Source organism: Paenibacillus sp. FSL R7-0652, assembly GCF_038595045.1.
Taxonomy (GTDB): Bacteria; Bacillota; Bacilli; order Paenibacillales; family Paenibacillaceae; genus Paenibacillus.
This window is the reverse complement of sequence record NZ_CP152001.1, coordinates 1,221,003-1,234,478: the sequence shown is the minus strand read 5'-3', so window position 1 is coordinate 1,234,478 and position 13,476 is coordinate 1,221,003. Positions and strand designations below refer to the sequence as shown.

At 45.1% G+C, this 13,476-nt stretch carries 9 protein-coding genes and 1 CRISPR repeat array; of the genes, 2 read left to right on the top strand and 7 right to left on the bottom strand.

Annotated elements, in window-relative coordinates:
• Positions 1-8 precede the first annotated feature (8 nt).
• The 7 genes from cas1c to MKY97_RS05425 form a co-directional block, all read right to left on the bottom strand.
• Positions 9-1,040 carry a type I-C CRISPR-associated endonuclease Cas1c gene (gene cas1c, locus MKY97_RS05455; RefSeq protein WP_342554489.1) on the bottom strand — a complete coding sequence of 344 codons (1,032 nt, stop codon included), beginning with the start codon at positions 1,038-1,040 and terminating at the stop codon, positions 9-11.
• A complete protein-coding gene (gene cas4 / locus MKY97_RS05450; protein ID WP_342554488.1) occupies positions 1,037-1,696 on the bottom strand; it encodes a CRISPR-associated protein Cas4 in 660 nt (219 codons plus the stop codon). The genes cas1c and cas4 overlap by 4 nt, the downstream gene beginning before the upstream one ends.
• The gene (gene cas7c / locus MKY97_RS05445; protein ID WP_342554487.1) at positions 1,683-2,552 is read right to left on the bottom strand and encodes a type I-C CRISPR-associated protein Cas7/Csd2; all 870 of its coding nucleotides are present in this window, start codon (positions 2,550-2,552) and stop codon (positions 1,683-1,685) included. Before cas7c ends, cas4 begins: the two co-directional genes overlap by 14 nt.
• Positions 2,553-4,487, bottom strand: coding sequence for a type I-C CRISPR-associated protein Cas8c/Csd1 (gene cas8c, locus MKY97_RS05440; protein WP_342554486.1), 1,935 nt, complete (start codon positions 4,485-4,487; stop codon positions 2,553-2,555).
• Complete coding sequence (gene cas5c / locus MKY97_RS05435; protein WP_342554485.1) at positions 4,484-5,206, bottom strand: type I-C CRISPR-associated protein Cas5c; 723 nt, start codon at positions 5,204-5,206, stop codon at positions 4,484-4,486. Before cas5c ends, cas8c begins: the two co-directional genes overlap by 4 nt.
• 84 nt (positions 5,207-5,290) lie before the next feature.
• Complete coding sequence (gene cas3, locus MKY97_RS05430) at positions 5,291-7,759, bottom strand: CRISPR-associated helicase Cas3' (RefSeq protein WP_342554484.1); 2,469 nt, start codon at positions 7,757-7,759, stop codon at positions 5,291-5,293.
• Between the two features lie 395 nt (positions 7,760-8,154).
• Complete coding sequence (locus MKY97_RS05425; RefSeq protein ID WP_342554483.1) at positions 8,155-8,922, bottom strand: DUF3800 domain-containing protein; 768 nt, start codon at positions 8,920-8,922, stop codon at positions 8,155-8,157.
• Positions 8,923-9,274: 352 nt separating this feature from the next.
• Positions 9,275-9,839: direct repeats of the CRISPR family, unit length 18 nt; unit sequence ATTTCAATCCACGCACTC.
• A 691-nt stretch (positions 9,840-10,530) separates the two neighbouring features.
• Here MKY97_RS05425 and MKY97_RS05420 point away from each other — a divergent pair.
• Together MKY97_RS05420 and MKY97_RS05415 are read left to right on the top strand one after the other, a co-directional pair.
• Complete coding sequence (locus MKY97_RS05420; RefSeq protein ID WP_342554482.1) at positions 10,531-11,109, top strand: TetR/AcrR family transcriptional regulator; 579 nt, start codon at positions 10,531-10,533, stop codon at positions 11,107-11,109.
• A 74-nt stretch (positions 11,110-11,183) separates the two neighbouring features.
• A complete protein-coding gene (locus MKY97_RS05415; protein ID WP_342554481.1) occupies positions 11,184-13,370 on the top strand; it encodes a YhgE/Pip domain-containing protein in 2,187 nt (728 codons plus the stop codon).
• Positions 13,371-13,476 lie beyond the last annotated feature (106 nt).

The window sequence follows — 13,476 nt, the reverse complement described above, 5'->3', positions numbered from 1 at the left end:
TCCTTCACCTACTTCCATAAAAACGGCGGATATTCATCCAGATCGCCACGAATATGTCGTGCTAGTAATAATGCTTGAGTATAAGGGACGAGTCCCCAAGGTATGTTTTCATTCAAATACGGATGAGTGATCTTCTCCTGTTTGCGATCTTGCCATGCTTTTATTACTTTCTTACGAGTATCGTCGTCCATGATAACAGCCATATTTTCTTTGACATAAAAACCTTTGTCATTTACAACCTTCTTATTAATTAGTGAAAGGACAAAACGATCTGCATACACACCCCGAAGCTCTTCCATCATATCTAATGCCAAAGATGCTCTACCTGGACGATCCCGGTGCAAAAAACCAACATATGCATCAAGTCCCACTGATTCAAGTGCTGATTTCATATCATTCGCAAGCAATGTATACGCAAAAGAAAGCAGAGCATTCACTTTATCCAAAGGGGGACGTCTGCTCCGCCCGTAAAAATAAAAGGATTCCTTTTGCTGAAGGATCAGATCATCAAATACAGAGTTATACTGCACAGCCGCTGAGCCCTCCAGCCCTCGCAGCACATCCAACTGCTCCACCTCACGAAGAAGCATCATCGTTTCCCCGAGAGATCCTGCTACCTTTTTAATCCGCTCTGTGTCAATACGTAAAGCATAGTCCCTCGTGGCCCGTTCCAGAACCCACTTATTGTTATACAGCTTGCCTGTAATCATGTTTCGTGCGATCCGTGCACTGCGCGTCTCATCGTCCGAGATACGATACTGCTCCTTGCGAAGCACCACGTTCCCCCGATCCTCTCCAATCACCCGAGCCAGAAAACGCCCTGTTCGTGTCATAAAGGTGAGACTGACGTTACGTGCTGCACATGCACCCATCAAAGCAGGGCTCACTCCGGCGTATCCAAACGCACATATCGCCTCCAGATTATGCAGCGGATAACGAGCCAATATCTTGTCTTCCTGCTTCACAAGTACATTCTCTCCATCTAACGCAAGGTAAGTGTCAGGTAGCGTCACAAATAGAGTATTTAGAAGTTTTTTCATTCGTTCAACCTGCTTTCGATGTAACTTGAAACAGATCGTTTATTTAAAATATCTGGCACACATATGTTGATCAATGAGCAGCTTTGACAGTGCGGTCCGGTTTTGGCTTTTGGCGTATGATTTCGTTCAAAATAATGCCTCATCTCCTGAATGCTCGAACGCACTCGTTCCCGATCCGCTTGGGTAATGACAACTTCCACCCGATGTTTAATCTCATCATAATAAAAGTAAGCTCGTTGTATCTCACATACAAGCATCTCTTCGAGACACATCACTTGTGCCACCAATTGCGAATGATCCGAATCATTCCGTTTGGGCTTACCTCGCTTATATTCAACGGGAAAAGGAAGGTATAAACCTTCCTCCCCTCTCAGCGGAACACCTTGCGGATCACGGATAAATTCGACTACGTCGCAGACGCCTGTAATTCCGAGCGTTCTGGATTGCACAGGCAATGCCCGCACCACCAACTTGTCCCCCCGTTTTTCTCGAATTAAAGGCTCGTCTGCTTTTCGATGCAAGTGATCTCCTTCAATAGTGCGCACATTATCTTCCCACTGCTGTTCAATATGGATCAAGGCCCATTGTCTACGGCAAAAGTTAAAATGCTGAATGCCGGATAACAATAGGTAATCCTCTTCGTTATAGTCCATCATACTGCTGAACTTCCAAGCCCTCTAACGGCACTACAGTATACTCGTAATCTTCGTAAGACTTCGGTTCCAACACATCCGGCTTCAATGCAATTTGCAGTGAACGATGCACTTTGGCGGATGAATACTGCCCCATTTTGGAATTATGCTCCCACCAATACAACTGATGCACCTCCATACTTCCATCTGGACGAGCCGACGATGTATCATTTTCAAATAATGTTCTTAGCGACTCACGGATTTTTTCTGCATCTTCATATGTAAAACCTGTTTTCTCAGCAAGTTGTGTATTGATACTGCCGTAAAATACATACAACCCAAAATCTACACGGTGCTTCATGCCCATCGTATCCGAACCTTTTTTGTCCGGGTCTTTCGCCGTTGTCACCGAGTTCACACTCTTCGTAATTTGCATGCTCGTAATATCAATTCGATTCAAGCTTACAGCGGTGTGAATAGAGACCGGGCCACGAATACCTACCGATACGTCCGTTCCACTAAAAGCAAAAACTTGCCCGAAGCTGCGCACATCCATCCAGGACTGACATGCAGCATCTGCATATAGTTCTTTGTTCGCTTTTTTTCCTTTGGCATGTTCTTGCACAAGCTCATTGGCATCTACACGATCCTTAATAGAGCGGTGGGCATCCGTTCGCTTCTCATCTGATTGCACCAGGATAGACTCTCCCATATCTAACAGACGGTTACGAATTTTACGCTTAATGCACACGTCTGAAATTTCACCTAAACCATCGTAGTTCTGACGAGGACGATTTCCGTTCAGCGGATCACCATTCGGGTTTGCATTGCGGACAGACAATACAACGGCAAAATCAATTTTGCGATCAAGTGTACTCATTTAGTTATCCCCTTGTTCAATAGATTGGTTTTCTTCGTGATCTTCGGGTGCAGCTGCAGCAGTCTCTTTATCCTTTTTGCTTGTGTACAGGTCTTTCCTCTGGCTATAAAATCCAAGCAAATACAGACCTGTGAGCGGCTTGTCTGTGTAATCCTCAAGCTGAAGCTTGTCGCCTACTTCGTCCAATAATGAATTATAATAACGTGCGTCTGTGCCCATCCGAGCTTGATACGGTTGAAGATTCGATTGAATAATACTCCATGTTCTACCCGGGCGTTGAGCAAAAGCATTCATATAACGAACTGCATTCGTTGCCCGCTTCTCTTCCTTTCCTAACGCACTTCGTTCCAATACGTCTGCGATAGCCAACATTCTGCCAAATAAATAACTGCGATCCGTCGCTTCGAGATCAAGAGCCACGCCATACCCCTCCTCTTTGTTCACCAAAGCACAGGTAATGCTCAGTGATTTCTCCCACTCCCATAATTCCATGCCTACAGGGTTCGATGCACGATGAATAGCACTACGAACAATATCCATTGGAATAGGGCGTTGATCAATGATACATGGAAGCATCCGTTCCATGAGTCCTTTCACGATCTTGTCACTAGCCCGCTGACCATAAGCGGCAAAAGCTATATCTTTTGTTGCAGGAGCTCCGATAAAAGAGACAAACTTATCATTTTTATTTTTCCGATATCGATGTAACCAATAACAACTCTCATGCCATGCTGCAATCCGATCCAGATACAGGTTCTGATCTAGATTCCGATAATACATAATGGACATTCTACCTGGGGTTGCGGCATCCAGCGTCATGATGGTTACTTCATGCAAAGATTTATATTCTCCATCGTAACGATAACCCTGAATCGCATTGCGAATCTTCACTGCAAACTCTTTATGTGTGGTATCACCGTCAGTGAGCGCTTCTTCCTCCTCATCGCCCCATAAACTATAGGCATCATCATAAGGTTCAGGCATATTAAGATTCGTACTGCCCCACACCAGAAAAACTTTGCCATCTATCGTTGTGCCTTGTTTATCTATCAGCCATTTGAGCGCGTTATGCCCTTTCTGAGAAACCTCATAACTGACTGCGGCCGCTTCACGACTGGTGCGAAACCGTCCTCGAAATGTAAATCCGCTGGAATCATTTGCTGATATCAGCTTGGACTTATCCCCGGAGTGACGTATGCGCGATGCATGTTTATCCGCCACGGGCAGATACTCCCCGGTAACGAAACAAACATCTTTATCTTGCAAACTCATCTCATAAAACTGGGTAAACGACTGCTGGACGGATGCATCCCGCCACAATCTCGATTCAGGCTCCCCTGGAATATTCACAGCAAAGCGGACAAACGCCCCACTCTGATCGGATGCGATAACATTGAAAATGTCAGGCTTCTTACTCTCCTGACCTTCTGCACCCGCCACCCACTTATCCAGCAACTTTCCACGGTTATCCGTGTGCAGCACACCCCGATTTACTAAATCAGCGATCAACGTACCTTTGCTCACATAGGTCAACACACTCTGTACCTTGGCATGACTAAAAGGTGAATCACACCAAGCTTTAAGCTGAGCTAGATAATCCTGATGGGGAGTTCCCCTGACTTCTCCACAAAACGAGATGTAGTCTCCCGCCACAAACATTAGTTTATCAAATAATGGATGAGGTACAGGTGTTATTCCAGCACGACTTGCTGAAGACTCCGTACAAGGAATAACAGTGCTGCCATCTTTTTTATCTACGACCTTCGCATTGACGATCTCTCCTGATACATTCAAATGCACCTCAATATGCGCTGTCTGCGTAGTGTGGGAGATCGGAATCAAGGCGTACTCTTTACCATTCTTCTTCGTTTCAAACTGCCCCACAACCTTGGCATGGTCATCATAGGTTTTGCTTAGATTGGCAAGCCAGTTCATTCACGCACCTCTTTTCCAAACCATTCAGAATGAAGGTCATCGACCGACTGCATGTTAGAGTTATCGAACACTTTCGCTGAACCTTCCCCAGCTTTGCGAACCAATGTGCATTGATCTGGACGATCAAATCGGATAATGCCATGTTTCATTTTTGCTTTCCACAGCCGCACTTCACGCTCATTACGTCCCGTCTCGTCAGGATAGCTGATCCCGTGCAGCATCGTGCCAAAATCAAGCTCCCCGATACCATCATAAAAGCCCTTATCTTCACCAAATGTACAAGGCTCTACATACCCCTGACATTCACGTGTGCCAAGAAAAATATCTCTTCTTCCTCCGACCTGAACGGCCCGTTTGGCAATATTGTGGTGCTTGTGTTCGTTCTGATCATGCAGCAAGTCTTCACGATGTTTATTAAATTCAAAATGAGCTCTCACCTGATAACGAACATCTCTTAGATACGTATAATAGGCCAGCGTGTTGCCCCCGCTATATTCAATTGGACGCATGCCTTTGGATTCCGTTTGAATAGGATTCATGATGCGAACCTCGTCTACAATCCAGATCAGCGTTGGTTTCCAATATACGGACTCCACGATGCCTTTGAGTGCCTGGTATGTAGGAATTTGATAGGAAAATTTTTCTCCCCCAAGCTTCGTCAGCGGGTCAGTGAATAACGCATAATTTCCCGAAACTTCAAATTCAATCTGATTTCTCACCAGTTCTGCTCACTCCTTTCTGTTTCATGCAGCAGGGAGATCATGTGGCATGAATCTCCCTGCTGCAATTCAAATTTCATCTTTTCAAATCACAGCCATATCCCAAGTGCCCTCGCCCTTAGGCTCCACACCGAAATGTTCGGAATACGCTGGTTCACGCAGAGCAAGGACATGACCATGCAGCAAGTGTATAACATCCCCATTTTTCTCTAACTGCCTCAATTCCTGATCATAGATGTTCACCGTATATTGTTGAGCTTCGCGTAACAGGTCTCCCAACTCGTTAGGTTCCAATTCACCATTTAAATCCAGAATTAGCTGCTTCCCTTTGTGACCATAAGGCACAATTACCGCCGTAGCGTTGTTGGATATGGCCTCAAAATACTTCTCTGCTGTAGCAATGGCATAATGGTTCAAAACCTCTGGTTGCTTGGCGTGTTTGAGTCTATAGGCATCAACGTAATAACGGTTACGATCTATTAGATCAAACAAGTTTTTCTGTTCAAGTTTCTTGATCGGGTAATGCATCTTGTCTTCTATATGATGAAAATAATATTCAAAATAACGAGCGATCGCAGCAGAAGATAACAGATCATTGCCCAATAAGGCTGGATTGTCCCTAAATTCCTGAAGGACTCGCTCTGTTTTTTCTGCACCGATTTTTATATCTGGCAAATGGGTTAACACTTCATCCGAAGCCCGAACAATATACACATTGCGACGCTCATCCTTGCCATGACGGTTGCATCGTCCAGCCGCTTGGGCAATGGAATCTAGACCAGCCAATGATCGTACAACACACTCGAAGCTGATATTAACGCCCGCCTCAATCAACTGTGTACTTACGCATATGATCCGTTCACCTTTTGCCAAACGTTGAATCAGACCCTCCTGCTCGTCATTGCCCGAAAAAACATCTTTCCGATGCGCCGGACACATATTCGTGCTCAGGTGTACAATTTGAACTCCTTCATCTTGCAGCCACTCTACTTCATTTAATGTTTCAAACAGCTTTCGAACAGCCATTTTGGTATTCAAAATAACGAGTACACTGTTCACTTCCCGCATCTGATCTTGTACAAAAGAGGAAAGTTCCTCGGCACCCCAGCCAGATGGCGATTGTTGTGTGAGATCATGTATTTCAACGCGTTTGAAACTGCGTCCCACGTGGTCCAAATCTTGAATAATCTCAGGTTCTTCCGAGAAATGGAGCTTGTGTTTTACAAAATCAAGTCCTGGCTGAGTCGCTGTACAGAGCAGCAAGCTGGAACGCCCGATCACATGTAAAAAGTTAAGCGCCGCATTAAAAAGCGAGATACAATGCACGGGCACGGACTGCACTTCATCAAATACAATAACAGCGTTTGATAACTGATGAAGTCTCCTTACATTGCGAGTACCTTTGGCATAGAACGTGTTGAGAAACTGAACCATCGTTGTAAAAATAATCGGGCGATCCCAATGATCTCGGGCCAGCTTGAGATTTTTGGTACGGACCTCATACATTTCACCGTTATCATCATCCTGACGGTCTTCAAACTTATCATCAATAACGTTGGAATGATGCTCCAGAATCATGTCATCATTTTGCAAAATATTGCGAATCTCCGCGGCGTTCTGTTCTATGATGGTTGTGTATGGAACGATATAGATGATACGCTCTTTGTTATGCTCTATAGCATGTTTCAGTGCATAGCGCATACTGGCAAGGGTTTTGCCGCCACCTGTGGGTATGGAAAGGGTGTATACACCGGAAGGACGATATGCAAACTCTTCACACTGGCGCGACATTTCTCTCCGTAAAAGATTTATGGGGGAGTTGGCAGAGTCTCCTTGTTCAAGCGCTGCCAAGTGCTGAGACAACAAGGTATAGCTTTTATGAAAAAATGATCTGTGATCTATTAATTTTGTTGAGGCCTCATTTTCCTCGAAAATTCTTGTGTTGGTTCGATCTGCGTCAATCAAGCAGCTAAACATGTATTTCATAAGTAATGATCCCGTAATGGGTGGAAGCTTGTGATCCTTAATGATCTTTATGTAATGTTGAAGTTCTGCTGTGGCAAGTTCGAATAATGAATCTAAATGCTCGGGAGGATTGTTCTTAAAAAACTCTTCTTTTGCTTGTTGGTATTGCTTCAATTCTTTAGTGACGACACGTTCTATATAAGGAGATGTTTGATCAGGAGATACATAGTCTCTCAAGCCTTGATGATGTGAGATGATGCAGTTAGCAATCCATTCGGCTGTGACTTTGAACTGCGGTGCAGCCTGGCTGATATGGTAGCGCTCATGGATCAACTTTCCTCCGGCAGTAGAGTGATCTACCGATCCTTTTTGTGGAGGTTTGTCGGGGTTTGCTGCGGCTTCTTGAATGTAATCGCGAAATAGCTCGGTGTTTTTGCCCATGTCATGCAATAAACCTGTAATGCCAGCCAGATTTTTGATGCCAATCTTCTCTCCAGCCTGTTCTGCCCCAAGCTGCACCTCGATTAAGTGCGCCTGCACCGTTTGAATCTCGTTGTCTTTTTGACGGATATGCGCAATGTAAGTCATGCCTGCTCACCCTTATAATGAATATTTTAAATAATCCACTAAAAATCGACACAAAAATCTATTTTTATACAATTCTCTAGTCAAAGACGAATTCCTTTTAGCAGTTACAATAATTAAATTAATTCTCAATTCTTCATCTCACGCTTTTATTGACATCAGACACTCCCTTGATCTATAATTTATGTAATAGGAATGAGTTGACTCGCACATGGGTTCGACCCAATTCATTCGCTCTATAAGGGCATTAACCATTAACTCGTACATTGGTCCGACCTAATGGTAACTGTCCTTTAGTTATTTTTATCATGTTTTTACCTATACTGGATATACTATTATATGTGGCCGCACATTGGTTCGACCACCTAGAGAGAGCGTACATTGGTACGCTCTCTTCTCTATTTCAACAATTGGTACTCCCAAATTATTGGAGCTAGAGGAGAAATTATATTCTGGTATAATTCAATCAGTTCTTGGTTGTTGGCCTTACGGGCAATATGTCCATAGTTCGATCGATAAAAAATAGTTGTAAGAAAAACGACTAAATCAGCTAGCTGTACTAGTTGGCAATGATGTGAATCCTGAAGAAATGAACTATTAAATATTCGATTTGTTGTAGTTTGTTGGCGAATAACCTGAACTAACAGTTCTCGCTCCTCTGCACGTCCCCGATCTGGAATGATAATACCAGTTTCGTTCTTTTCATTAAGCTCATTCTCAATTAATTTAATCAAATTTCCCATAGCAAGTTGATGCATATTAGTGTGATGGGTCTCGCCTGTATTGTTTTGATAAGATTTTTTATCAATGACTGTAGCAAACACTTTACAGTTGTACCGAGCAAGTAAAACTAACATTTCTTCTGCAATACCAAATCGATCTTTAACTGGAATTTTTGAATACAAGTCATCCCCGTCAAAAAAAGCCTTACTGTGGATTTCATAATCTCGAAAAAATGGCATTGTATTTATATGTTTATTGTTTAACCCTTTAATTTCACCTTTTATTTGAAGTGCTGATTTATAAGAGAGAGCTTCAAATTCCCTTTCAAGCTCTATAACACTATTATTCGGAACCATAATCCCACCATAACAAACAACAGGTTGCTGTGAAATATCTCCAAACCCAGTATTACCTGACTCATCCAAGTAAAATCCATTAATCACCTATGTTCCTCCCACTCCTTGAATAACTTTTAATCCTTCTGAATCATTATGTAACCACGCCCCGGTTAAAGGGCGCATTTTGAATCTACTTCTTACAATCACAATTTAGCATTTTCAATCCACACAATTCAATGAATTGTGACATATTACAATCACAATATAGCAGAAGAAAATTTAAAAAGCAATCTTTTTCCAAAGTAAAACAACTACCTTTTTAAAACAGGCAGTTGTTTTGATAAAGTGTTAGAATCAGTTATTTATTAAAGACGAGGTACATCCAAATATAATTCAATCTATGCATTCGTTTAGAGTTTGACTTCCTCCTGTGCTGCTAGATACAATTGTGGATCGTCATTTGAATCCAAGACTCATGTAGAGTGCGACTGCCTGCTGCTTCTTCTGCCGCTCTTGCCTCTTCTATTTCAATCCACGCACTCGGGTAGAGTGCGACTTAATTTTAAAATTATAGTCATGCGACATTGTAGTATTTCAATCCACGCACTCGTGTAGAGTGCGACGTTCTATTTAACTGGGCGAATATCGACATCACATGATTTCAATCCACGCACTCCATACGGAGTGCGACTACCCGCTTCCTTGCTTCTCGCGCAGTTAGCCGAGATTTCAATCCACGCACTCCATACGGAGTGCGACCACCTAAGAGATCTGGAGTTTTCCCAACAAGTTGGATTTCAATCCACGCACTCCATACGGAGTGCGACAGACCACTCAGACGAGTGCAAAGGTTACTCGGCTATTTCAATCCACGCACTCCATACGGAGTGCGACCACAGGGGTAATGGAGCGCATGTCGCGGTGGTTTGATTTCAATCCACGCACTCCATACGGAGTGCGACTACCCTGGCCGGATTCACCTTTACACCAACAGCCCGATTTCAATCCACGCACTCCATACGGAGTGCGACAGCGAAAAATAACGTATAAACATTTTCTCCAACCAAAATGTCCCGCAATTCCGCACTTTCTAATCAAGATTCCCCCTAATTTTATACAATGCAATCAATTAATTCAACAAATTTGTTGCCAAAAGGGAATAACAAGAGGTGTTTTTGGTGCGAATCCCCCAGGAAAATCATGTGAGCTTGGGGTTCGCACCACGAGCAAGCTTGATCTCAGGAACCTAACGATTCACAGCGACGCTATTTGGCCCATTTTGAGCATTCTGAGATTCTAGCGATCTCCACAAACCTTATTTACTTGAAATGACGCGTTTTGTTCCACATTTTGGAGGTTTGAACCACAATAACGCTTCTGGAGATCGTTAGATTTTAAAACTTCACTCAGGTTGCAAAATAAGGTTCTGTGGGATCGTTAGCGTGATGGTTCCCCCTCCCCCCTTTCACTATGACAAACATCACATCCAACATTCCCCTCAAATGCTACATTAATTAACGACCAAATGACCAATATAGTAAATTGGTCATTCACAAGATCAGCTTCATGGACTACTTCCATCGTTCCACAGGTGCAGCACCACGGCTTACTTACATTTAGATTCACAACTTCTTCACCTGCAGCCCCAATGCTTCAACTTGTTTTACCCGCTTCACCCATTACACACGTCAGACCCCAAGGAGGTGCATAGCCGTGAAAACGATAGATCGAAGGCAACAGGTGATGGACTCTGCCGAGAAATCCTTTGCCCTGTTTGGCTACAAAGCCACAACGATGGAGCAAGTGGCGAGACTGGCCAATGTGGGCAAAGGAACGATCTATACCTTTTTCGAGAACAAAGAAGAATTGTTTGATGAGATCCTGCGCTCGATTATTGCAGACATGAAACGGATTACGGAACAGACCGTGAAGGAAGAACACTCTTTTCTGGATAACGTGCATCGGAGCATGGACTCGCTGCTGGAATATCGGGAGGAGCATGAGCTGCTGATCAAGCTTTTCCAAGAGGTCAACGATTTCGGGACACCTCAAGCAAGAGAGGGCCTGCAAAAAGTAGAGAAAGCCATTCTCGAATACCTCGAGCGTCAGGTTAGTTGGGCCATGGAGTTACAGCAGATTCGGAGCGATGATCCCAAGCTGGTCTCATTTGTACTGCTGAAGTTATACGTCAGCCTAACATCCGATTGGAATAAAGCGCATCCTACTTTGCACAAGGATCAGATCAAAGCTTTTGTGGGCCTCTTTCTCAAAAATGGATTATCCCCCACCTAGAGTAACGCCTGCGGACGCACATACCATACTAAATAGAGAAACAAGGGATAAGCGTAAGATAGGGAGAGAACATCATGAAATCATTTCGTGTATTCGGGCAGGATCTGAAATCCGCCCTCCAAAAACCAAAAGTATGGATTCCCATTCTCGTTGTGCTGTTCATTCCCGTGTTATATAGCGGACTGTTCCTGAACGCCTTCTGGGACCCATATGGCAAAATGAATGAATTACCTGTAGCCGTGGTCAACACGGATCGGGGTGCAGTTTACAATGACAAATCGCTTGAAGTCGGCCAGAATCTGGTCGATGAGCTGAAAAAAAGCGATGATTTTAACTGGCAGTTCGTCACCCGCGACCAGGCAGAACAAGGCATGAAAGACAACAAATATTACATGACCATTGTCATTCCAGAGGACTTTTCCGCCAAAGCAACTACCCTGATGGATGAGCATCCGGCTCCCGCAGAGCTGATCTACGAGCCCAACGAAGGCTACAATTTCCTTGCGGGTCAGATCGGCGGCACAGCGGTCAAACAGATTCGCTCCAAAGTCTCTGCCAAAGTCACTGAATCATATACCGAAACCCTGCTGGATAAGGTCGAGAAAATCTCGGACGGTTTGGCGGATGCCGGAGACGGCGCAGGTAAAGTCCATGATGGAGCAAGTAAACTGGGCGAAGGGGCGGCTGCGTTAAAAGAAAACCTGGCGAAACTGGCTGACGGTGCAGGCAAGCTGCAAAACGGTACCGTTTCGTTAAAAGAGGGCACAGCCTCCCTGGCCAAAGGCACAGGTGATCTTCACACCGGCGCGAGTACCTTATCTAATGGTCTCGCACAATTGGCTGCCGCCGGCACCAAGCTGGGTGACGGCGCAACCCAGGCGGCAGCTGGCAGCAAACAGCTGCATGCCGGTATCCAAGCTGCGCAGGAAGGCGCGTCCAAACTGGACGCCGGACTCGCAGCAGCCGAACAAGGCAGTGCCAAGCTGACTGCGGGACTGCAGACTTCCGTGGAAGGCAGCGGCAAAGTCAGCGAAGGCGCCAAAACGGTCGCCGAAGGGCTGGCTCAACTAGCCAAGTCCAGTCCTGAACTGGCTGCCAGCCCCGCTGTTCAACAACTGCTCGCAGCCAGTCAGGCTGTAGCCGCTGGCAGTGAGCAGGTATATCAAGGCGGACAGCAGCTCGTTGCCGGAAGTCAGCAGCTGCAGGCTGCACAGCAGCAATTACATCAAGGCAGCAGCCAGCTGGTTCAAGGTGAGCAGCAGCTTGTACAGGGCGCTGCCCAGTTATCCGGCGGACAAGAGAAGCTCACTGCCGGACTCAACCAATTTAACGAGAAGTTAAATGAAGCCGCGGCTGGTGGCGCCAAACTGGCAGCAGGTTCAGCGCAGCTGAACGCTGGTGCAGGCAAGCTTTTGACTGGAGTAGATAAGCTGGAAGGCGGCGTGTCTACACTAACAGACGGATCTCATAAGCTGGCTGACGGTGCAGGTAAACTCAAAGAAGGCACGTTCAAATTAACCGATGGCTCTGGCGAACTTGCCACCAAATTAAATGACGCAGCCGACCAAACAAGCAGTGTGAAAAAGACCGATGAACTGGTGACGATGTACGCCGAGCCTGTTCATGTCGATGAGCACAAATTAAACGAAGTGCCGAACTACGGCACAGGATTTTCACCCTATTTCCTATCACTCGGATTATTTGTCGGTGCATTGATTGCAACACTGGTTGTGCCAACACGCGGCAGCAGTGTAAGCGACGCAAGCGGCTGGAATCGTTTTGTCAGCAAGACACTTGCGTTCACCATGATGAGCGGCGTTCAATCGCTGCTTGCTTCCTGGCTGGTTTTATACGCTCTGGGTCTGAAGGTACAGAGTGTACCGTTATTCCTTTTGTTCAGTTTCGTCACCAGTCTGAGCTTCATGTATATCATTCAGGCTTTGGTCACTTGGCTGGAAAATCCAGGCCGTTTCCTGGCGATCCTGATGCTGATCTTCCAGCTCACCACAAGTGCAGGCACGTTCCCGTTGGAGCTTATTCCAAACTGGCTGAAAGTGTTTAACCCTTGGCTGCCAATGACCTACTCGGTAACTGGTTATAAAGCGGTTATTTCAAGCGGACAGTTCGGCGTCGCTTGGGACCAAATCGGCATTCTGTGCATCTTCGCTGTTCTCGGTCTGGTCGGTACATTATCGTATTTCCTGAAACATCGGACGGTCGAAAACGAAAGCCTCAGCAGTGAAGCTGTATTACAGGCTTAAATAAAGCGACTTCAAGCTTAAGTATAAGCATTAGATAAGATATTGAAGCAATATGAAGTCGAAGTATTAGACTATTAACGAATAGAAACCAAAAGGCATATCCCCT